17 protein-coding genes are annotated in these 20,171 nt (G+C 64.6%); 11 read left to right on the forward strand and 6 right to left on the reverse strand.

Features of this window, described 5'->3' with window-relative positions; translation table 11 throughout:
* The first annotated feature begins 111 nt into the window (after window positions 1-111).
* From ACTU3I_RS13375 to ACTU3I_RS13415, 9 genes are all read left to right on the forward strand, one after another.
* Complete coding sequence (locus tag ACTU3I_RS13375; protein WP_442926188.1) at window positions 112-1,707, forward strand: PspC domain-containing protein; 1,596 nt, start codon at window positions 112-114, stop codon at window positions 1,705-1,707.
* A gap of 1 nt (window position 1,708) precedes the next feature.
* Window positions 1,709-2,023 (forward strand): hypothetical protein, encoded by a 315-nt coding sequence (locus tag ACTU3I_RS13380; protein ID WP_442926189.1) that lies wholly within the window; start codon window positions 1,709-1,711, stop codon window positions 2,021-2,023.
* Entirely contained in the window at window positions 2,020-2,151 is a 132-nt protein-coding gene (locus tag ACTU3I_RS13385) for a hypothetical protein (protein WP_442926190.1), read from the forward strand. The genes ACTU3I_RS13380 and ACTU3I_RS13385 overlap by 4 nt, the downstream gene beginning before the upstream one ends.
* Before the next feature lie 506 nt (window positions 2,152-2,657).
* A complete protein-coding gene (locus ACTU3I_RS13390; RefSeq protein WP_442926191.1) occupies window positions 2,658-3,254 on the forward strand; it encodes a YdcF family protein in 597 nt (198 codons plus the stop codon).
* Window positions 3,255-3,377: 123 nt separating this feature from the next.
* Entirely contained in the window at window positions 3,378-4,646 is a 1,269-nt protein-coding gene (locus tag ACTU3I_RS13395; protein ID WP_442926192.1) for a nucleotide sugar dehydrogenase, read from the forward strand.
* Window positions 4,647-5,097: 451 nt separating this feature from the next.
* Window positions 5,098-6,192 (forward strand): glycosyltransferase family 4 protein, encoded by a 1,095-nt coding sequence (locus ACTU3I_RS13400; protein WP_442926193.1) that lies wholly within the window; start codon window positions 5,098-5,100, stop codon window positions 6,190-6,192.
* On the forward strand, window positions 6,189-7,484 hold the full coding sequence (locus ACTU3I_RS13405; RefSeq protein WP_442926194.1) for an O-antigen ligase family protein: 1,296 nt from the start codon (window positions 6,189-6,191) through the stop codon (window positions 7,482-7,484). The genes ACTU3I_RS13400 and ACTU3I_RS13405 overlap by 4 nt, the downstream gene beginning before the upstream one ends.
* Window positions 7,481-9,064 (forward strand): glycosyltransferase, encoded by a 1,584-nt coding sequence (locus tag ACTU3I_RS13410; protein ID WP_442926195.1) that lies wholly within the window; start codon window positions 7,481-7,483, stop codon window positions 9,062-9,064. Before ACTU3I_RS13405 ends, ACTU3I_RS13410 begins: the two co-directional genes overlap by 4 nt.
* A gap of 92 nt (window positions 9,065-9,156) precedes the next feature.
* Window positions 9,157-10,347 carry a lipopolysaccharide biosynthesis protein gene (locus tag ACTU3I_RS13415; RefSeq protein WP_442926196.1) on the forward strand — a complete coding sequence of 397 codons (1,191 nt, stop codon included), beginning with the start codon at window positions 9,157-9,159 and terminating at the stop codon, window positions 10,345-10,347.
* 33 nt (window positions 10,348-10,380) lie between these two features.
* On the opposite strand, the gene ACTU3I_RS13420 is transcribed toward ACTU3I_RS13415, so the two are convergent.
* From ACTU3I_RS13420 to ACTU3I_RS13445, 6 genes are all read right to left on the reverse strand, one after another.
* The gene (locus ACTU3I_RS13420) at window positions 10,381-11,556 is read right to left on the reverse strand and encodes a glycosyltransferase (RefSeq protein WP_442926197.1); all 1,176 of its coding nucleotides are present in this window, start codon (window positions 11,554-11,556) and stop codon (window positions 10,381-10,383) included.
* A complete protein-coding gene (locus ACTU3I_RS13425) occupies window positions 11,526-12,464 on the reverse strand; it encodes an NAD-dependent epimerase/dehydratase family protein (RefSeq protein ID WP_442926198.1) in 939 nt (312 codons plus the stop codon). Before ACTU3I_RS13425 ends, ACTU3I_RS13420 begins: the two co-directional genes overlap by 31 nt.
* 99 nt (window positions 12,465-12,563) lie before the next feature.
* The gene (locus ACTU3I_RS13430) at window positions 12,564-13,232 is read right to left on the reverse strand and encodes a NeuD/PglB/VioB family sugar acetyltransferase (protein WP_442926199.1); all 669 of its coding nucleotides are present in this window, start codon (window positions 13,230-13,232) and stop codon (window positions 12,564-12,566) included.
* Window positions 13,225-13,848, reverse strand: a complete 624-nt coding sequence (locus ACTU3I_RS13435) for a sugar transferase (protein ID WP_442926200.1) — start codon at window positions 13,846-13,848, stop codon at window positions 13,225-13,227. The genes ACTU3I_RS13430 and ACTU3I_RS13435 overlap by 8 nt, the downstream gene beginning before the upstream one ends.
* Window position 13,849: 1 nt before the next feature.
* The gene (locus ACTU3I_RS13440) at window positions 13,850-14,986 is read right to left on the reverse strand and encodes a DegT/DnrJ/EryC1/StrS family aminotransferase (protein ID WP_442926201.1); all 1,137 of its coding nucleotides are present in this window, start codon (window positions 14,984-14,986) and stop codon (window positions 13,850-13,852) included.
* Window positions 14,983-16,692 carry a polysaccharide biosynthesis protein gene (locus tag ACTU3I_RS13445; RefSeq protein ID WP_442926202.1) on the reverse strand — a complete coding sequence of 570 codons (1,710 nt, stop codon included), beginning with the start codon at window positions 16,690-16,692 and terminating at the stop codon, window positions 14,983-14,985. Before ACTU3I_RS13445 ends, ACTU3I_RS13440 begins: the two co-directional genes overlap by 4 nt.
* A 265-nt stretch (window positions 16,693-16,957) precedes the next feature.
* Between ACTU3I_RS13445 and ACTU3I_RS13450 the strand changes: the two genes are divergently transcribed.
* Together ACTU3I_RS13450 and ACTU3I_RS13455 are read left to right on the forward strand one after the other, a co-directional pair.
* Window positions 16,958-18,724, forward strand: coding sequence for a DUF4012 domain-containing protein (locus tag ACTU3I_RS13450; RefSeq protein ID WP_442926203.1), 1,767 nt, complete (start codon window positions 16,958-16,960; stop codon window positions 18,722-18,724).
* Between the two features lie 86 nt (window positions 18,725-18,810).
* Entirely contained in the window at window positions 18,811-20,136 is a 1,326-nt protein-coding gene (locus ACTU3I_RS13455; RefSeq protein ID WP_442926204.1) for a UDP-glucose dehydrogenase family protein, read from the forward strand.
* Window positions 20,137-20,171 lie beyond the last annotated feature (35 nt).

Raw genomic sequence — 20,171 nt, forward strand, 5'->3', positions numbered from 1 at the left:
GATCATCCAACCACCCGGCACCGCCGGGCCTGCGGCGTGGTCGCAGAGTTCGGGGACGAGTCAGGGTGTTCCCCGATGGTTGCGGCGAACCCGGTGGGCGAGGCTGGACCCATGACCGACACCGCTCCGAGCACTCTCCGCGAGCCCGGCCCTCCGCCTCCGCGCCCTCCGCGGGACGAGGCACCCTTCTTCTCGTGGCTGCGCGCCTTACGCGTCGTACGCGAACCGGGCTGGCTCGGCGGCGTATGCGCCGGCGTGGCGACGCGCATCGGCATCGACCCGGTCATCGTGCGCGGCGTCTTCGTCGTGACGGCCCTCATCGGTTTCCCGGCGCTCATCGTCTACGCACTCGGGTGGGCCCTGCTGCCCGATGCCGATGGCCGCATCCATGTCCAGGAGTGGGGCCGGGGGCGCTTCGATCCGGCGCTGATCGCGATCGCGACCATGGTCTTGCTGGGATGCCTTCCCGTGATGCAGTGGCTCTGGTCGTCGGTGTTCTGGCCGTACACCGGGATCCCCGCAGGGTGGGGCCCTGAGCCGAGCGCGATGTACGCCGTGTGGAACGGCATCGCCATCGCCCTTCTCGTCGCCGCCGTCGTCGCCCTCGCGGTCTGGTTCATCGTCTGGGCCGTGCGATACCCCGCCGGGACGAGACGCGGTCGTGTCGGTGCCGAGGCGTCGGGCCTTACTGCTTCGCCCGCGCCGGGAGACGACGCGGCGACGGCACTCGGCGAGGGATCCGCCACGGAGGGGGCCGGCGAAGCGCGGCCCACGGATGTGGCGCCGGTGGAGCCCCCGCCCCCGGATGCCGCGGCACCCGAAGACGCTCTGGCACAGTGGCGAGCGACGCATGAGCGCTGGCGCACGGAGCACGAGGCGTGGCGACGCAGCCAAGCCGCCGCCGACGTGGCGGCGCGGGAGCAGGAACGCCTCGAGAGAGCGGCCGCTTCTCGAGCCTTCGCCGCCGAGGTCGCCGAAAGGCGCCGAGTACGCCGCGCCACCAATCCGCGAGCCCACGCGATGTTCGTCCTCGCCGTCCTGGGCGCCGCCCTCGTGGGGGGAGCGCTGTGCGCGCTGGCGCTCGACGAACCGGCGCTGGCCGTCTCGGCCGGTTTGCTCGTGGCCGGCCTCGTCGCGTCAGCCGGGATGATCGTGGCGGGACTGGCGCGCAGGCGTAGCGGATTCCTCGCCCTCTGCGCCGCCACGCTGGTGCTCTCCGGCGCGGTGTCGGGGCTCGCCGGCGCTACCGGCCCGGTGGCATGGGGCGGGCTCATGATCGCGCAGGTCGGCTCGTCGGACCAGCGCTACCTGCAGCCGTTCGGCACGACAGAGATCCACGTCTTCGACGTCACCGCCGACTCGTCCGGCCGAGTGAACGAAGACGCCGGCCGAGTCGTCGCCGGGGAGATCGCCCTGCGAAAGGGATCGGGCGACACCACCATCTGGGTCCAGCCCGGCACCATGCTTCAGCTCGATGCGACCCTTCACGACGGTCCCGTCGACGTCGTACGTCACGACGACCGCACCGGAGACTGGCTCTCCACCGAGACCCTCGTCCCGACAGAAGGTCGCAGCAGCGGAGCTCACTACGCGCAGCGCCTCACGGGATCAGAGGGCCCCGACTTCGTCGGCACCGTCGTGCCGCTGCATCTCGAACAGAATTCGGGCACCGTGACCGTCATCGTGCAGATGACGGGGGAGGAATGACATGAGTGACGCACTGGGTTACGAGCCCGCGCAGGAGCGACGAGAAGACGCGCCGTCTCTTCCGCGCCCCCGCACACGCTGGGCGGCGGTCGTGTGGGGCGTCGCTCTGGGAGCGACCGCCGCGCTGGGATTGTGGATACTGCTCGATCCTTCTCGCCGATCCGGGATCGCCGACTGGACACTGGGGCTCACGCCTCTCTCGGCGTCCGCCTATCTGGTTCTCGCGATCGGCCTTCTCGTGCTCGTCACCGGCGTCGGCGGTCTCGCCCGCCGCGCTCAACGACGCCTCGCTCGCGACACCGAGGACTCGCGATGACTGCACCCGACCCCATCCGCCCCTGGGACCTCACGCTCCCCGCCACCGAGCCCCTCGACATCACATGGGCGCTCAACCCGCTCGATCCGTCCCAGACCGAAGCGCCGCCGCCTGCCTCGGCCCCCTGAGCGAGCGAAGCGGGACGAAGGGCCGCCCCGCGCCCGCTGAGCGGCATAGCGAAACGAAGCGACCAACCGAACCCCCGGCCGCTGAGTGAGCGCAGCGAGACAAAGCGCCCGCCCGCTCCCGGCCGCTGAGCGAGCACAGCGAGACGAAGCGCCCATCCCGCCATCCCGGCCGCACAGCGAGCACAGCGAGACGAAACACCCACCCGGACCCCCGGCCGCTCAGCGAGCACAGCGAGACGAAACACCCAGCCGAACCCCCGGCCGCTCAGCGAGCAAAGCGAGACGAAGCGCCCACCCGCACCCCGGCCGCTGAGCGAGCAAAGCGAGACGAAGCGCCCGACCCCGAGCACCCTGAAGGGCTAACCGCCCCCGAGGACCACCGATGTGGCCCGCTTGCTCCCGTACCCCGTCCAGCTCCGAAGCCTGCCGCTGCTCATCTTTCAACGCGTGTCCACGGGCGGCGCACGCGATAATGAAGAGCCGATCCGAGCGACCCGGCCTCCCTTATGCCCTTCATCCCATCTCGCCGCCGCGCGCTGCGCCGTACCCTTCTGATCGGTGCCTCAGCGCTGGTGGGGCTGACGTTGACCTGGTTTATCGGGGCGCTGATTCTCTTCGTCTTTCCACGTCAGCAGCCGCTGCAGAAGGCGGACGCGATCGTCTCGCTGTCGCCCCCGCGCGAGCGGCTCCCGGTGGCACTGCAAGCTGTCGAGGACGGCCTCGCGCCGCAGCTGTGGGTGTCGAATGTTCCCGCCGACATCACGCGCCAGGACCAATCGCTGATGACAGCCCTCTGCCGGGAAGGAGAATATGGCGACGCCAAGGTCTCCTGCTTTGCGCCGCTCACCGAAGACACGATCGGGGAGGCGGGAGCGGTCGCCGATCTCATCCAAGAGACAGGCGCGAAGAGCGTGATCGTGGTTACCAACGTGAGCCACTCCACCCGCGTGCGATACCTGTTCGAGCGCTGCCTCCCCGCGGGCACCCGGGTGCAGTTGCTCCTGGTAGACGAGCCAAACTCCCCGTCATTCCGCCTCCGGCGCGTGCTCTATGAGAGCGGCGCTTTCGTGAAGGCCGCCATCGAGTCGAGACGCTGCGAATAGTTCGCGAATCCGTATCTTGTCGTTTTCGGCGCGCAGGCCGGGCTGTGCGAGACTGTGCGCGGGAATTTGTGTCTAGAGGAGTTCCCGGTGCCCCCTCCGACCTGAAAGCAGTCGAGACTTCACATGAACAATGCTTCTGGCCCTGTCGTCGTCGTCGGGCAGGGCTATGTGGGCTTACCACTAGCCATGCGCGCTGTGGAGGTGGGCCACACCGTCGTAGGAATCGATCTGGACGTCACTCGCGCGCAAGCGCTCTCTCGGGGTGAGTCGTACGTTGAGGACGTGCCCGCGGAGGTCGTTCGGGACGCTTTGGACTCGGGGCGGTATTCCCCCACGAGCGATTACGCCGCGGCCGAAGGCTTCAGTATCGCCGTCATCACGGTGCCCACACCGTTGAAGGAGACCCTTCCCGACTTGTCGTTCATTGAGAGCGCCGCAAAGTCCCTAGCGGAGCGGTTACTTCCTGGCGCCACGGTGGTGCTGGAGTCGACAACCTATCCCGGCACTACCGAGGAGCTACTCGTCCCAATTCTTGAGAAAGGGTCGGGTCTGCAGGCTGGCCAAGACTTCTCGGTCGGCTATAGTCCTGAGCGCATCGACCCAGGGAACCAGACCTGGACGTTTGAGAATACTCCGAAAGTAGTGTCGGGTATCGACGAGGACTCACTTGAGCGCATAGACCGGTTCTATTCTTCGCTTGTGGAGCGGACGGTGCCAGTTTCTACTCCGAAGGAGGCCGAGTTGACGAAGCTCCTGGAGAACACATTCCGCCACGTCAATATCGCCCTCGTTAACGAACTAGCAATTTTTGCGCATGAACTGGGCGTGAACGTATGGGAGTCCATAGACGCGGCTTCCACGAAGCCGTTCGGGTTCATGAAGTTCACGCCTGGTCCAGGGGTCGGAGGCCACTGCTTGCCCGTGGATCCGAGCTACCTGTCATGGCAGGTAAAGCGGAAGCTGGGGCAGAACTTTCGTTTCGTGGAACTCGCAAACGATGTGAACGACCACATGCCGAACTATGTTCTGCAGCGCGCGGGTCGAGTGCTTAACGACCTGGGGCAACCGCTGCGGGGCTCTCGGGTGCTCCTTGTGGGACTCGCGTACAAGAGGGACACAGGCGACATCCGTGAGTCGCCTTCCCTACGCTTGATCGATCTGCTCCAGGAAAGCGGCGCTGTCGTCCTCGGGACTGACGATCACGTCGAAGATCATCGCTGGCCCATAGGTGTGGAGAGAGTCTCGTTTGACGCGGAGCAAGTCGGAGCAGCCGATCTGGTGATCCTGATTACGGACCACTCATCTTTCGACCTAGACGTTCTTCGGGACTCAGCTACTTCGGTACTGGATACGCGAAACCGCGCGCGCGGCGACAACGTCGCAGTGCTTTGATCACTTCATGCACGGGAACGGTGACTCGATTATCAATAGAGGATCCCTACGGTGCCAGATCACTCCCTGCCCGCTGTGGCACGGCGCCATCTTTGGGGGCTAGACGGGCTCCGAGGACTCGCCACGATAGCGGTCGTGGCCTATCACTTCCTCTATCGATCGGCGGAACGTTTCCCCGAGCTGGGCGAGCCCGAGAGCTGGATTGAGTGCAGTCGTGGCGCACGGGTTCGACCGCCCATCCGACAGCTGCTGCGGGCAAGATCCGACGGCCGTGGCACCGTCGGGCGGCTAGATGCTGCCGGCGTGCGTGAGGCGCCGGCCGAACCCGCACCTAACAGAAGGCCACTTCTTGCAGGCGCCTGGTCGCAAGGAGAGGGAGCCGAGTCGACCCAGAACTCCAGGTTAGGCTCGATTATGCAAGGTCGAGAGGCGCGGGGTTTCGGAGAAGCGAGTGACAGAGACAAAACACCCAACAGGCCTGGCCCACGGCCTGCGCCTTGAGAAAACGGAATGGCTATATGTCTGGGGCGGCCTCGATGGCGTCGGCGGGACCGAGTCGCGGATGGTTGCGGCTGTCGCGAGTCTCGAATCGCTGGGAATCCGAGTACGTTCAGTCGTCCGGACGCGTCAACCGGACACTGTCTTCCTGAAGTTTCTCGGCGATGCGGGCCTCTGCTTTCGCACTGCCCGGTCCTGGCTGAGCATCGTGAAGATCCTACTCAACAGCGAAGCCGAGGTTGTATGGACCTTTGGGCTCAAGCAGTCGCTGCTCGCGCGACTCGTGCGAATCGTGAACCGTCCGCGCGGCTTACTGGTCATGGCTCGGAACGGATTGGATTTCGGATGGCCGAGGTGGATGTTCCTTGCGGATCGAGCGACTCAGTCGCTCCTGGATGCATACGTGGTGAACTCGCAGAGGGCTCGCCAGCACCTCATCGAGCACGGTATCGCCCCCGAGAAAGTTCTTTGCGTGACCAGCGGCCTCGCTGACGAGTGGTCACAGGAGCGAGTACCAACAGCGAGTCGAGACGTGATTATGGTTGGAAACTCCCGGCCGGAAAAAAACCACGAACTAGCGGTGCGCGCCTTTCTCGCTTCCGGAATCGATGCGACTCTGCGCGTCTTCACCGACAACGCGGCCGCGATCCGCGCTGTTCTCCGGGGCTATCCTCCTGAGCTCCAAGCTCGAGTCGCTATCTCCGAGGGGGTACGGGTCACACGCAACGACTACGACGGCGCGGGCATCCTCCTCCATCCGTCGGCGAGCGAAAGCCTGCCTCTGACCGTGCTGGAAGCCACTGCGAGGGGTTGCTATGCGGTAGCCGGTGACACCGGCGACATCCGACATGTGTTGGATGGAGGATTTGGCGTGATCGTCGACGTCCACGACGAGAACGCGCTCGCGATCGCCCTTCGCAGCGCGCACGCTCTGGTCTCGTCGCCCGCGCGGGCGCGGGTCTTCGCTGACCATAAGACGGTGACAGAGTATGCCGCCGAGCTTGCTGAGTCGCTCGCCAGGCTCGCGACGTCAGGACGACGTCCGTGAGACACAGGATCGGTTCGACGCCGAGAAGCGTTCTGCTTGTCGCTGCGGTCGGGTTCTTGGCCGTCATTCTTGGAGTCTTATTGCGATTTCCTGGCGTGGCGATGCCTCTCGTGGCTGCAGTTGCAGTCGCCGTGGCGAGCGTTCTTCGTCCTGACCTCGTCCTATCCGCAGCCGTAGTTCTTGGCTTGGCGGGTGGGGCGTATGCGTCATGGAGCACGGTCGGTTACGTCCTCGCCACAGTTGGAGGAGCGGTAAGCCTGCTCATGGTGCTCTCGCGGAAGACGTGGCACCACCTAATTGCGGTCGTTCTGCTGCCTCTAATCACATTATCCTTATTGGCGATACGTTTCGTGCTCGCTGGCGACGATTACTTCCTTACCGTCGCGATGAGGTGCGCAGGAATAGTGTTCCTAACTATCTACGCTGTCGCCAGACGCGGGGATCCACTGCCTGCGCTCGCCCTCGCGAGTGTGGTGTTCATCGGGCTGACGCTGATCGTCGGGGATACGAGCGCAACGGGCATGCGGCTCTCGGGCTTCTCGGGAAATCCCAATCGGATGGTCTTCGGATGCTTGATATTGCTGCCGTTTCTGCTCGCCTTCCTATGGCGTCGCAAATCTGTTTTTCGGCACACACTAACCGCTGTCACTCTAGGCGTGAACGGGTATGTCCTATTTCTCAGCGGATCCAGCCAGGCTCTATTCGGGCTAGTAGTGCTATCGCTGGTTGTGATCGCCTACCTTCTTTCGAGCACTCATCCGCTTGCCCGGATGCTCCTGTGGATATATACCGTGGTTGCCCTGATCTTGGCACTGGCAACGATCGATCTCGAACCGTACCTAAGCGACGACCTGATCACTCTCTCAGGTCGTACAGACTTGTACTCCGCCGCATGGGACGAGTTCACGCGCAACCCCCTATTCGGGACCGGAATGACAAGCGTAAGCAGCGGCGATGTGATGGATCGGTCAGCGCACTCGAGTTGGCTCGGGCTCTTGGCAGCCGGTGGCCTCGTCGTCGGTATTCCATGGGCGATGATTCTGCTTCGAATCTGCGCGACGGGACTCTCGATGGTGTCTTCGAGAAACATCGCCGGAGCGGCCGCCGTCCTGTTTGTCGTTGAGCAGCTGGTCCAGTCCGTCGAGTACACGCAACTCGCCTGGTTCGTGGTCGCATACTTCTTCGTGCACACCAAGCTCCAAAAGATCGATACTGCGCCGGTACGCGGGGTTGCAGGCGCCGCCGTGCAGCGCCGTAGGCCCATGCTCGCCTCGCTAAGCCGGAGACGATGATGACCGACGTTGTTCTGGTGGCCGGCAGCTATCATCCTCGTGAGGGAGGGGCCGAGCGACAGATGCGCTCGCTTCTTCCCCGGTTAGTCGCGAGAAATCTGTCCGTCGCGGTGGTGACTCAAGTCTTGCCGGACCGAGCAGCACCCCGCCGAGAGGCACGGGACGGCTACGTGATCTACCGAGTGGGGTCTCGCGCCGCCTTCGCCTATGCTCCACGCTTCGGTCAGGCCACATTTTTCGTGGCCGCCGCCGTTCTCTCGATCATCCTCCGACCGCGAACCCTTACATCATTGCAGATGGGGAGCGCAAGCCTCGCCGCGGCTGCCGCCGCCCGATTCTGGCGCGCGCCACATATTCTCCGTCTCACCGGCGGCGGCACCTCGCAATACCGCAGCGAGCCGCTAGCCCGAGCAGCGTCGCGCGTCGGCCGCGTAGTGGCGAGGGCGTTCTGGCGACGACAAACGACGATCGTCGCTCCAGCACAGCATCTGCTGCAAGATTTCGAGATCGCCTTTCCAGGATTTCCCGGGCGCGCCGTCTGGATCGTGAATGGTGTGCGCCTGCCCCGTTCACACCCATCGAAGGAGAGGCAGGTAGTCTGGTACGGGCGAGCCGGGAGTGAGACGTCGGCCACCATATTGGTGGGGGTGGCCAATCTGATGCCGGATGTGACTTTCTCCGTCATCGGCAAGTTTTCGGACGTCTCGAAGCCAGGAAACGTCCGGGTACTGGGCTGGCAGGAACATCCCGAGGAAGTCATCGGCGACCATAAAGTGCTGCTCAACACGTCGGCGTCCGAGGGGATGCCGAACACAGTACTCCAAGCCATCGCGTGGGGATGCCGCGTAGTGGGATTTGACAATCCCGGCATGCGTGAAGTGGCTAACATGTATGCCTCTGCCGTCGCGCTAGCGCCACACGGCTCCCTCAAGGAAATCGTTCGGCTTCTGCAGGATGCTCTTGATGCGACCTCTCCCCCGCTTGTCGAACCCGTGACGTCAGTCGAGGAAGTAGAGTCATCCTGGTCCTCGTTGCTCACCGATGGGAGGGCCGTAGTGCCCGCAGGTACACGGCGATCGCCGAAACGGTTGCTCTGGTGGTTCATCTACGCAGCGTTTGCGTCGAGACTTCCCTCTTGGAGCAAGGCGGCCAAGCGCTTCCGAGTGTTCTGTGCGCGCCGCTTTTGCGCCGATGTGCATCCGACCGCGAATATCAATCGAGCCGCGCGCTTGAGTTGGCAGACAGTTATCGGGCCGCACGGCGGCGTCGGTGAGGATTGCGTGCTGAGTGGAAGAGTTGTCGTCGGGCCCCACGTGACGATGGGTCCAAATTGTCGGTTCATCACGGGAGACCACCCGGTACCACCGGATTACGGCTCGTTCCGGGACATGAAGCCAACTCACGCAGGCATCATCCTCGAAGAGGACGCTTTCCTGGGCGCAAGCGTAACCGTGCTCCCGGGTGTCACAATCGGGCGCGGAGCCGCTGTCGGAGCGGGCGCCGTAGTGGCGAAGGATGTCGCGCCCGGTGCAATCGTCGTCGGTAACCCGGCCCGTCAGATTCGCCAGCGTCTCGTCTGAAGGAGAGACAGCGACACGCCGAGGGTCTATCGGCACAGGCCGAATCGGGCCGAGGTTCGCAGCCCCTCTGACGCTTCCTACGAGGTCCACTTATGCGCCGGTTCTTCACGCATCCGATCGTCCTATCGAGCGGTCTACGAGTGGTGGCGCTCATCATGGGGGTCTTGGGCAGCGTCGTCATAGCTCGTGTTGGCGGTGCCGAGCTGAAAGGCATCTCCTCCACCTACGCGGCGGCGAATGCGATCGTGTTCGTGTTCCTGAACCTAGACGTCGCCCAGCAGGCACTGCGCCAATCCCGCGAGAGACGGGATCCAGCGCTCGTATGGACCGTCCTCGGCCGCGTTTGGGGGGCCTATCTAGCCCTGGGCGCAGCAGCCATCGTGATCGTAATCTTCGCGGATGCGGAGCCCGCATGGTTGATCTTGGGGGGAGTCGCGTTCACGCTGGGCATGCAAGGTGGCGTTGCTGCGGTTGGCCTTCGCGGGGCTCACATCGGGTCAATCGGAGCGGTGTTCCAGCAGGCGGCGCTGATCTGCGCGGTTCTCGCCACCTCCAGCTTGGGAGTCCTGGACAACTCTTCTATCAAGGTGGTCATCGTCGTCAGCTACCTGACACCCCTTGTGATCTACCTTCCCGCCGTACTCGCCCGGTCTCGTCGCCACGACCCGAACGTTCCCACCCGAGAGATTGCTGTCTGGATTTGGCGCGGGCTCCCCTGGCAGCTGGGACGGCTAATGCAAATTCTGCTGCAGAAGCTTGATGTCGTTTTCCTGTTGCTCGTGGCGGGAGCAGCAGCAGCTGGAATCTATTCAGTCTCGCTCTCGACGGCGATGCTCTGCACGATCGTTCCGGCGCAGGTTTCCAATCATGTACTCCACAAGACCGCCAACAGTCACGGTGACGTCCGGATCCTTCGCCAGCTATGCGTCGCTCTAATGGCCGGTGCCGTCCCAGCTGCTCTCCTCGGAGTCATCGGCGCGCCCCTCATTACACTCCTATACGGGCCTGGTTTCGCGGAGGCGTACGAGCCGATGCTCTTCTGCCTGCCGGGCGCAGTGGCCTACGGAGTTCTACAGGTTCAGACCAACTTCGTGCGAATTCGTGGGAGTTGGCGCACCTTCACCCTCACTGGGGCCCTGGCAGTTGCGATCATGCTGCTGTGCTTGTTCGCGTTCGTCCCTAGCTTGGGTGCGTCCGGGGCAGCCATCGCTTTCTCTGCGGGCACCATCGTCTGCGTGGTGCTCGGCCTCGTGTTCTTTCGGTCAATCTTTCGAGCGCTTTGACGCTCGAAGATCAGCGGACCGATGGGCATCCGCCTATGTCTCGAGTAGATGCCTCAGCCTTGACTCAAACGCCGCCTGGACAGCCGATCGCTCGAACCGTTCAGCGCGTAGGCGACCCGACTCTCCGAGCCGGCGCGCAAGCTGCGAATCTGTAAGGACCTTGATGAGGTTACGTGTCAAGGCATCGACATCACCGATGGGAGAGAGCAGGCCGTTCTCGCCGTCAGCCACCGGGTCGACTATCCCGGTCGCGGTTGTCGCTACTACCGGCACGCCCATGGCTGCCGCCTCCAGGGCGGCGTTGCTAAATCCCTCTCGCAGCGAGGGCAGACACAATGCGCTAAAGAGCGCAATGTACGGGGCGGGGTCCGGAATATGGCCAGTTACGACCACGGGGATGCCTGCTGCCCGAACGCGATCCATTTCTCGGGCGACCACGGCGTCCTCAGTAGCACCGACGACTAGCAATTGGCACGCGATACCACTCTGCCGAGATCGCAAGACGGCCGCGACGAGGGCGCCAATGCCCTTATCGTGCGTGATTCTCCCAACAAATCCGACCACGGGCGACGAAGCATCTAATCCGAGCCGGGACCGCAACTCGACGCGAACCTCTTCAGGAAAGCGCGACGGGTCGTACTGAGTGAGGTCGACCCCGTTGGAGCTCCCCTCGCCGATTACGGAGATAGCCCTTTTCCTCGCGATACCGCTCGCAACGGCCTTTCGTCTCAGGCTCTCGCTCACGGCGACGACGTCGGTGCTCGCTGCCACACTGATCATCTCGGTCGCCAGGAGGATGGGGCGTAACGGGCCGCGGGCGGTCTCGAGGCGAAGTCCGCGCAACACATATTGACGCGACGGCACCCTGGCGAGGCGCGCAGCCAGGAGGCCCAAGAGGCTCGCTTTCGGCGTGCCGACACTGAGCACATCAGGGCGAACTTCACGCAGTAAGCGGTACCACTGAATGATCGCCACCGCGTCGCGCAAGGGCGAAGGGTTCCGGCGCATAGCTATCGCATGCACGGTGACTCCCCTCGTCTCCGCAAGCTCCGACAATCTCGGTCCTCCCGACGAAACGACGTGCACATCCCAACCGCGGGCGACGAGCGCTTCGGGCAACCCCTTCATCAAGCTGAGGGACACGTCGATCGTGGTAGCGAGAACCACGCGTGGCGGCATTACTGCCAAGCGTCTTCGCCTTTGAACCATGCGACAGTAGATTCGATTCCCTCGCGGAGCGGCACCGGCTGGACCTCAGGAAGCAAGCCTCGCAGCAGGGAGCTGTCAGCCTGAGAGGCTCGGACGTCCCCCTTTCGCGGCTCTGCGTGCTCGACTCGCGGCGTAATTCCGAGCCGCTCGCCAATAATCTCGACCAATTCGACTAGCGTCGTGTTCGTCCCGAACGCCAGGTTCACTGGACTTTCAGATACCAGCCGGCGACTGACGGCCGAATAGAGTGCAGAGCAGACGGTTTTCACGTGGGTGAAATCGCGAGACTGGTGCCCGTCACCGTAGATCGTCAGTGGGCGGCCCGCCAGCGCCGCGTCGATAAATCGCGGGATAACAGCGGCATATGCGTGATCCGCCGCTTGGTAGGGTCCGTAGACATTGAAGAATCGAAACGCCAAACTGGAGAGTCCGTACGCGAATTGGTAGGCGATTACGTATCCCTCAGCTCCAAGCTTCGTAACCGCATACGGGCTCATGGGACGTGTCCATGCGTCCTCAGACTTCGGAAGTTGCGGATTCGCTCCGTAGACGGAGCTCGAGGAGGCGAAGACGACATAGGCGCCTTCTGCTCGTGCCGCCTCAAGGACCTCGAGCGTCCCGGTCAAGTTGGCGTGGTGGCTCGCCACCGGGTCCTTGATGGAACGCGGGACGCTCCCGAGTGCTCCGAGGTGAACGATTGCGTCGGCGCCATGCACAACCGCGCGAACAGTCGTCCTATCAGCCACTGACCCATCTACAAAGCGGATCGGAATCCCGGCCAAATTCTCCGGCTTACCGGTACTAAGGTCATCGAGCACGACGATCTCATTCTCCGGGTCGACTGACAGTGCATATCGAGCAAAGTTTGACCCAATGAAGCCGGCTCCTCCTGTAACAACGATTTTCATCCGGCGCTCCTCCTTTGATGCGGCATGGTTTCGGACCCAGTCGAGGACGTGCGTTGTCGCGATGCGAGGTCCTCGAGATAGTGCGCGGTAAGCAACCGTTCACACTGGGCCCCGGTCAGGAACCGGGCGAGCTGGGACGCCGACAACCGTCTGAAGCTGCTCAGTCGAGCGGGTAACGCAGGCACCAGCGCCGACTACTCCACCTCTACCGAGCCTCAGGCCTTGCAGAACTGTGGCGCCCGCCCCAACGAGGACGCCCGTCTCTACGGTGACGTCTCCAGAAATTATCGCTCCCGGGTTGATGGACACGAACTCGCCGACGTTGCTGTCATGCCCAACGATGCATCCGGGATTCAGGTGCGCGTGACGCCCGAGCCTGGTATTAGTCGACAACTGCACACCACCGCAAATCACAACCCCGGGTTCGATGCGTGCGCTCGACCCCACCACGGCTGATGGGTGCACAAGTGTCGCGGCCCGCCAGCCGCGCCGATCGAATTTACTCGCTATCCGTGCCCTAACATTCGGGTCCCCGATGCCGACCACGTAGGCGGCGGGCGCGAGGCCGACGAGGACGTCCGAAATGTCACCGAGGTGCCGGTATCCCCGCGCGATCAATCGGTCGAGATTGATGGGTTCGGGCCCATCGTCGACGACTCCGAGCACGTGCCATGCTGGGCCGGCACCTGCACGGTTAATGGCATCAACCACATCTAGTGTTTCGCGGCCGAATCCACCCGCGCCGACGACGACGATCGGCTCAGCCATCCGAACCTCCGAACTTGGTCATCGTGACATGACCTTCATGGCTGATGCCTCGCCGGGCGATGACAGCACTCATGGTCCGCGCGAGGATCTGGAAGTCCAGGGAAAAACTGCGACGCTCGACGTACTCGACATCGATCCGGAACTTGTCTTCCCATGTCAGGGAATTTCTCCCGCTCACCTGTGCGAGCCCAGTGACCCCGGGGCGCACCTCGTGCCGTCGCGCCTGCTCGGGCGTGTATTGAGCCAGGTACTCGACGAGAAGAGGACGAGGCCCGACGAGACTCATATCGCCTTTGAGCACGTTCCAAAGCGTCGGAAGTTCGTCGAGGCTCGTCGATCGAAGTAGCCGTCCGAATCGCGTGAGGCGTTGCTCGTCCGTCACCAACCCTCGCCGCTCGTCGGGGCGTCGCATGGAACGGAACTTGCAGAGCGTGAAGATGCGACCGTGAAGCCCAGGGCGTTCCTGTCGAAAGATGACCGGACGTCCCAGATTCGCTGCCACGAGAAGCGCGAGTACCGCCATGACCGGCGCCAGAGCAACGAGGCCGAGCGCCGATGCGAAGACGTCGATCAGCCTCTTAAGGAAGTCGAAGCTCAACAGGCGGCCGAAATTCATCTCAGGCGACCCTGCCAAGGAAGCTCCCGATGCGGTCGGTCACTCGCGCTCGCTGTTCGACAGTGAGCGCCGATCCGCTGGGCAGGGTGAGACCTGATCGGAAAAGCGACTCTGCCGCTCCGGAAATCTGCCCGCGGGCGCCCTGGAAGACCGGCTGCAAGTGCATGGGTTTCCAGAGCGGTCTCGACTCGATCTGGTCTTCCTGCAGGTGAGCGCTGAGATCATGCGCGCTCCACCCGGCGACCGCGCTGTCGACTAAGACCGAGGTGAGCCACACGTTGTCAGCGCCGTCGCCGTCGGCGCCGAAGACCTCGACGCCGTCAACCGCAGCGAACAGCTCTGAGTATCCTCGCCTGACGTTCCGTCGTCGCGCGATCATCTCATCGAGGCGCGAGAGCTGGGCCCTTCCGAGAGCGGCGAGCAGGTTGCTCATCCGGTAGTTGTAACCGATGTCGATGTGCTCGTAATGAACAACCGGTTGCCGAGCCTGCGTAGCGAGGTACCTCACGTGCGCGGCAAGATGCTCGTCGTCGGTCAGGAGCATGCCGCCGCCGGATGTCGTCATGATCTTGTTGCCGTTGAACGACACGATCGACGCGGCGCCGAAGCTTCCCGCCGCACGGCCGGCATGAGTCGCCCCGAGCGATTCGGCCGCATCCGCCAGCACCGGTACCTCGAATTCTTCGGCGATCGCGAGGATGCTGGTGTAGTCGACCGCCTTGCCAAGCAGATCGACCGGCACGATCGCCGCCACCTTTTCGCCCGCCGCACGCAGAGCCAACAGCGCCTCTCGCAGGAGGTCTGGGCTCATGTTCCCCGTGCTCGGGTCGCAATCGATGAAGTACGGCTCTGCGCCGGTGTAGACGATGGCGTTCGCAGTGGCGGCGAAGGTCATCGTCGAAGTCACGACCACATCGCCTGGTTTCACGCCGAGAGACAGCAGGCCGAGGTGCAGCGCAGCTGTACCCGAACTCAGAGCGACGCCGTGGGCAACGCCCAGGCGTTCCGCGAGCTCATTTTCGAACGCGTCGACTTCAGGCCCCAGCGGGGCGACCCATCCTGACCGCAGCGCGCGAACGACAGCCTCCTCTTCGAGGGGGCCCACGTCGGGGGGAGACATATAGATGCGTCCGGTCACGCCTTGTGTTCCTTCTCGCGGCGAAGCGAGTCGATCGCTGTCGTGTCGTTTCCGCGCGGATGCGCGAACATCTGCGCCATCCATCCGTCGCGGTTGAGTCGGACGGGCGGGATCGGATCCGCTGTTGTGTGAGAGATCATCGGGTGGAACGGTCGCTCGAGGTGCTCTCGCGCTCCGACGAGCTCTTCGTTGAGCTTCTCGCCCTCGCGCAGCCCGGTGAAAACGATCTCCACGTGCTTGCCCGACATCGCGATCATGCGCTTCGCGACATCGAGGATACGCACAGGCTCCCCCATGTCGAGGATGAGGATGTCTCCGGGCCGGCCGATGGCGCCGGCCTGGATGACGAGCTGGCACGCTTCGGGGATGGTCATGAAGTAACGGGTGACTTCGGGGTGCGTGACCGTCAGGGGACCACCGGCCTCGATCAACGACTGGAACGTCGGCAGCATGGACCCTCGACTGCCGATGACGTTGCCGAACCGCACGGAGAGATAACGAAGACCCGTGTCTTGGGCCGCCCAAGCCGTCAGCTTCTCCGCGACCCGTTTCGAATGCCCGAGCACACTCGTCGGGTTCGCCGCCTTATCGGTCGAGATGTTGATGAAGGTCTCAACCCCGGCGGCACGCGCGGCATTCAAGACGTTGAGCGTGCCCAGCACGTTCGTCTTCCACGCCTCGTCGGGATACTGCTCGAGCATCGGCAGATGCTTCAACGCCGCGGCGTGGAAGACGACCTCAGGACGACGGTCGCCGAATACCGCCGCGAGAGCATCGGCGTCGCGGATGTCGCACAGGACAACGTCCTTGGTGTCGAGCAGTCCGTGACCGGCCGTCACGATCTGCGAGTGCTGAAGGCCCGTCTCGTCTCGGTCGAGCATGGCGAGCTCCGCCGGGCCGAATGCGGCGAGCTGCTTGCACAGCTCGCTTCCGATCGAGCCTCCGGCGCCGGTCACGAGTACGCGACGGCCCGTGACGTACCCCGCGATCGTGGAGACGTCGGTGTCGACCGGGCGACGCCCGATCAAGTCTTCGATCGAGATGTCGCGCAGCTGACTGGCCCCGAACCGACCCGCGAGGATGTCGCCCAAAGGTGGCACGACCTTCACCGTCAGGTCGAGTTCGACGGCCGCATCCTGCACGCGCCGCATGAGGGCGGAGTCCGCACGCGGAACGGCGATGACGAGCGACTCGGCCTTCGTCCGCGCAACGACCCGCGGAAGACTCGCGAACGTCCCCAAGACACGGACATCCCGCACTTGCGTGTAGCGCTTCTCGGGATCGTCATCGATGAGACCCACCGGGCGGTAACCGGATTCGGGATCGCTGAGCATCTGCCGCACCAGCGCGCTGCCGAGCGCACCTGCCCCATAGACGAGGGTGGGGGTGGCCCCGCCCTTCGGCTTCAGCCGTTGCTCGATGACGATCCGCTTCGCGAACCGGACGAGAAACATTGCGACGAGGGCGAGCGGGGTCGCGATCAGGAAGATGCTGCGCGGGATGGCGAACCCGCTCCCGAAGAGGAGGACCGGAAGGCCCAGGAAGACGGCCGTGGCGATGACGGAGAGCGTGAGCGCGCGAACCTCCTCGAGGCTGCCGAAGGAGAAGCGGCCGCGGTAGAGCTCGAAGACGAAGCCGAAGACCAATTGGCCGAACAGCGTGACCAGGATCAGGATGAGGGCCGGCAGGAATGCGCCGTCCGGCACTTCGAATTCGTATCGGAACCAGATGGCGAGCCAGATGGCTGCGGTCCAAGCGAGCGCGTCAAGCGCGAACCTCGACCCGAAGCGCGCAAACGCGCGCCACGAGGCTGAGGTTCTGCTTCCGGCACCTGAAGCAACCACGCGAACAACGTACCGCATGGACCTCCGCGACCTGCCCGCGCTGACGCTGTTTGCAACACCCATCTCCTCGGTGTGAGGCGCCGCATCGGGCCCATGGTTCACGAGCCCCGGTGATACCGTGGCGTGGATGGCAGGCGAGGCGAGACGGCGCACGGTAGGACGCATTGTCGCTGTCTGCTTCGCCGCAGTTCTGGGGCTGATCGTCGTGTGCGCAGCATGGGTCGGCATCCGCGCCTACCTCGCGCAAGAGCACCTCCAGCAGGCACGCTCCATCGCTGCCGGCCTCTCACCGGAGGCTTTCGCCGGCGAGGGCGCTGCCCTCGATGCCACAGTGGCGGAGCTGTCGGCCGAGACGTCCGCCGCGAGGTCGCTGATGAGCGACCCGGTGTGGGCGGGCGCCAGTGCGTTGCCATGGATCGGACCGCAGCTTCGCGCGGTCAGCGCGGTGGCGACCGGGCTCGACGAGATCGTCTCGAGCTTGGAGCCACTGGCGGAGCAGCTGACGGCTGTCGGACTCGACGCCTTCGCCCCCCAGAACGGCGTTATCGACACGAACGCGTTCGTGCAACTGCAGGCCTCGGCTGCCCAGGCCGCTGCCGACTCCGCGCGTGCCGCGGAGTCGCTCGATGACCTCAATGGTGCAACGCTGCTCCCGCTCGTTCGCGCCCCTTTCGAGCAAGCGGTCGAGCTCACCGGGCAGGTCGCCGACGCGATGGACGCACTGGCTCGTGCGACGGTGCTGTTGCCCCCGATGCTGGGCTCCGAAGGCCCCCGCGACTACCTGGTGCTGTTCCAGAACAATGCCGAGTGGAGATCCCTGGGCGGGCTCGTCGGGTCGGTCGCTCTTCTGCACACTGAGGACGGCAGGTTCTCTCTCGCGGGCCAAGGCTCAGGAGGCGGCCTGGGGTATTACCCCGACCCTCCCATCCCGTTCGACGATGAAGTCTTGGGCATCTACGGAACCCGCCCCGGACGATACCCGGCCAACGTCACTCAACTGCCCGACTTCACACTCGGCGCCCCGCTCGCTCGCGAGTTCTGGAAGCAGAAGTACGGCCAAGAGGCGGCGGGTGCGATCGCCATCGATCCCGTGGCGCTGTCGTACCTGCTCGAGGTGGTCGGCCCGGTTCAACTGCCGACGGGCGACACCGTCACCGCCGAGAACGTCGTGCAGTTGGTACTGAACGACGTCTATCTTCGCTACGACGACCCGGTCGCGCAGAATCTCTTCTTCGACGCCGCCACCGCGGCGGTGTTCGACGCCATCTCGACGAGACCTCTCCAGCCGGCCGCGCTCCTCGCCGCCCTCGGCCGAGCAGCAGCCGAGAACCGGCTCTTCATCTGGAGCGCCGACCCCGAGGAGCAGGCGGTTCTTGACGGTACGACTCTGCAGGGCCGCCTCCCCGTCACCGATGCGGATGCCACGCGGTTCGGCGTCTACGTGAACGACGGCACCGGCTCGAAGCTCGACTATTACATGCGGCTGAACACCGGCGTCGCGTGGTGCACGGCCTACCCGGACGGAACCGGAGTCGCTCAGCTTCGCGTCAATCTCCGGAATGATGCCCCCGCCGACATCGCCGGCTACACCCCGTTCATCACCGGCGGCGGCAACTACGGCGTCGAACCTGGGACGACCCGCACCCTCACCTACGTCTATCTGCCCGAGGGAGCAGAACCCTTCTCCGTGACGAGCACCGACGGCAGCGGCGTCGGTGGCGGGATGCACCAGAACCGCATGGTGTACTCCTGGACGACCGACCTGCTGCCCGGCGAGAGCGTCAGTCTCGACGTCATCGTGCGCGCGGACAAGACGAAGATCCTCGACGTCGTCAAGACCGCCACGATCGACGAAAGCGCCGATCTCGGCGACATCTGTCACACCGACGGCTGAGACTCAACCTCATTCGCGGCACGCCGCATAGATAGACTGCCCGGGGTCTCGCGGCCATGTCACGACGATCGAGATATTGGAGAAGCATGCGACTGTCGGTTATTGGCTGTGGGTACCTCGGAGCCGTGCACGCGGCATCCATGGCGTCCCTCGGGCACGAGGTGGTCGGCGTAGACGTCGACGAGCGCAAGGTCGAGGCCCTGTCCAAAGGTGAGGCACCGTTCTTCGAGCCGGGACTGCAGGAGCTGCTGACAGAGAGCATCGCGTCAGGACGGCTGACGTTCACGACGGAGATGGCCGCGGTCCGAGGTTCGCAGGTGCACTTCGTGGGGGTCGGCACGCCGCAGCAGCGCGACGGCGATGCCGCCGACATGACCTTCGTCAACGCCGCGGTCGACGCGCTCCTGCCACACGTGTCACCCGGTGACATCGTCGCGGGGAAGTCGACCGTGCCCGTGGGCACCGCCGCCGGCCTGGCCGAACGCGTGGCAGCCACGGGCGCCACGTTGGTGTGGAATCCGGAGTTCCTCCGCGAGGGGTGGGCGGTGCAAGACACGATCGACCCCGATCGCCTCGTCGTCGGCGTCCCTTCGACGAGCGCCGGGGTCACCGTGGAGGGCGAGCGGGCGGCCGACATCCTGCGCGAGGTGTACCACCCTTCGGTCGCCAAGGGCACTCCGTTCATCGTCACCGACTACGCCACGGCCGAGCTCGTCAAGGTCTCAGCCAACGCCTTCCTCGCGACCAAGATCTCGTTCATCAACGCCATGGCGGAGATCGCCGAGGTGACGGGCGCCGACGTGACGACGCTCGCCGACGCCATCGGCCACGATGCGCGCATCGGCCGCCGCTTTCTCGGAGCGGGCATCGGGTTCGGGGGCGGATGTCTGCCGAAAGACATCCGCGCGTTCTCGGCGCGGGCCGAAGAGCTCGGCCGCGGAGAGTCGGTCGCCTTCCTTCGTGAGGTCGACGCCATCAACCTCCGCCGGCGCGGGCGCGCGGTCGATCTCGTCGTCGACGCGCTCGGCGGCTCGGTGTTCAAGAAGAACGTCACCGTACTCGGCGCCGCCTTCAAGCCGCACAGCGACGATGTGCGCGACTCCCCCGCCCTCGATGTCGCGGTGCGGCTGCACGGCCTCGGCGCGTGGGTGACGATCACCGACCCCGAGGCGATCGAGAACGCCCGCCGGCTCCATCCGCAGCTGAACTTCGTCGACGATCGCGACGAGGCGCTGCGAGGTGCGGATGCGGTGATCGTCGTCACGGAGTGGGACGAATACCGGCGCGAGCTGGCGCCGGAGCACGCCGGCTCGCTCGTGACGGGAAAGATCATCGTCGACGGCCGTAACTGCCTCGATGCCGCAGCGTGGCGGGCCGCGGGGTGGCAGTACTTCGGGATGGGTCGCCCCTAGGACTTGACCACGGATGCTGCGCGATGACGTCGCGC

Source organism: Microbacterium sp. RD1 (genome assembly GCF_052220165.1).
Taxonomy (GTDB): domain Bacteria; phylum Actinomycetota; class Actinomycetes; order Actinomycetales; family Microbacteriaceae; genus Microbacterium.

Excerpts from the sequence above, each read along its gene's own strand:
- ACTU3I_RS13425 (WP_442926198.1), bottom strand. The coding sequence starts at position 12,464 with ATGAAAATCGTTGTTACAGGAGGAGCCGGCTTCATTGGGTCAAACTTT.
- ACTU3I_RS13415 (WP_442926196.1), top strand. The coding sequence starts at position 9,157 with ATGCGCCGGTTCTTCACGCATCCGATCGTCCTATCGAGCGGTCTACGA.
- ACTU3I_RS13455 (WP_442926204.1), top strand. The coding sequence starts at position 18,811 with ATGCGACTGTCGGTTATTGGCTGTGGGTACCTCGGAGCCGTGCACGCG.
- ACTU3I_RS13395 (WP_442926192.1), top strand. The coding sequence starts at position 3,378 with ATGAACAATGCTTCTGGCCCTGTCGTCGTCGTCGGGCAGGGCTATGTG.
- ACTU3I_RS13450 (WP_442926203.1), top strand. The coding sequence starts at position 16,958 with ATGGCAGGCGAGGCGAGACGGCGCACGGTAGGACGCATTGTCGCTGTC.
- ACTU3I_RS13380 (WP_442926189.1), top strand. The coding sequence starts at position 1,709 with ATGAGTGACGCACTGGGTTACGAGCCCGCGCAGGAGCGACGAGAAGAC.
- ACTU3I_RS13420 (WP_442926197.1), bottom strand. The coding sequence starts at position 11,556 with ATGGTTCAAAGGCGAAGACGCTTGGCAGTAATGCCGCCACGCGTGGTT.
- ACTU3I_RS13430 (WP_442926199.1), bottom strand. The coding sequence starts at position 13,232 with ATGGCTGAGCCGATCGTCGTCGTCGGCGCGGGTGGATTCGGCCGCGAA.
- ACTU3I_RS13435 (WP_442926200.1), bottom strand. The coding sequence starts at position 13,848 with ATGAATTTCGGCCGCCTGTTGAGCTTCGACTTCCTTAAGAGGCTGATC.
- ACTU3I_RS13390 (WP_442926191.1), top strand. The coding sequence starts at position 2,658 with ATGCCCTTCATCCCATCTCGCCGCCGCGCGCTGCGCCGTACCCTTCTG.
- ACTU3I_RS13385 (WP_442926190.1), top strand. The coding sequence starts at position 2,020 with ATGACTGCACCCGACCCCATCCGCCCCTGGGACCTCACGCTCCCCGCC.
- ACTU3I_RS13410 (WP_442926195.1), top strand. The coding sequence starts at position 7,481 with ATGATGACCGACGTTGTTCTGGTGGCCGGCAGCTATCATCCTCGTGAG.
- ACTU3I_RS13375 (WP_442926188.1), top strand. The coding sequence starts at position 112 with ATGACCGACACCGCTCCGAGCACTCTCCGCGAGCCCGGCCCTCCGCCT.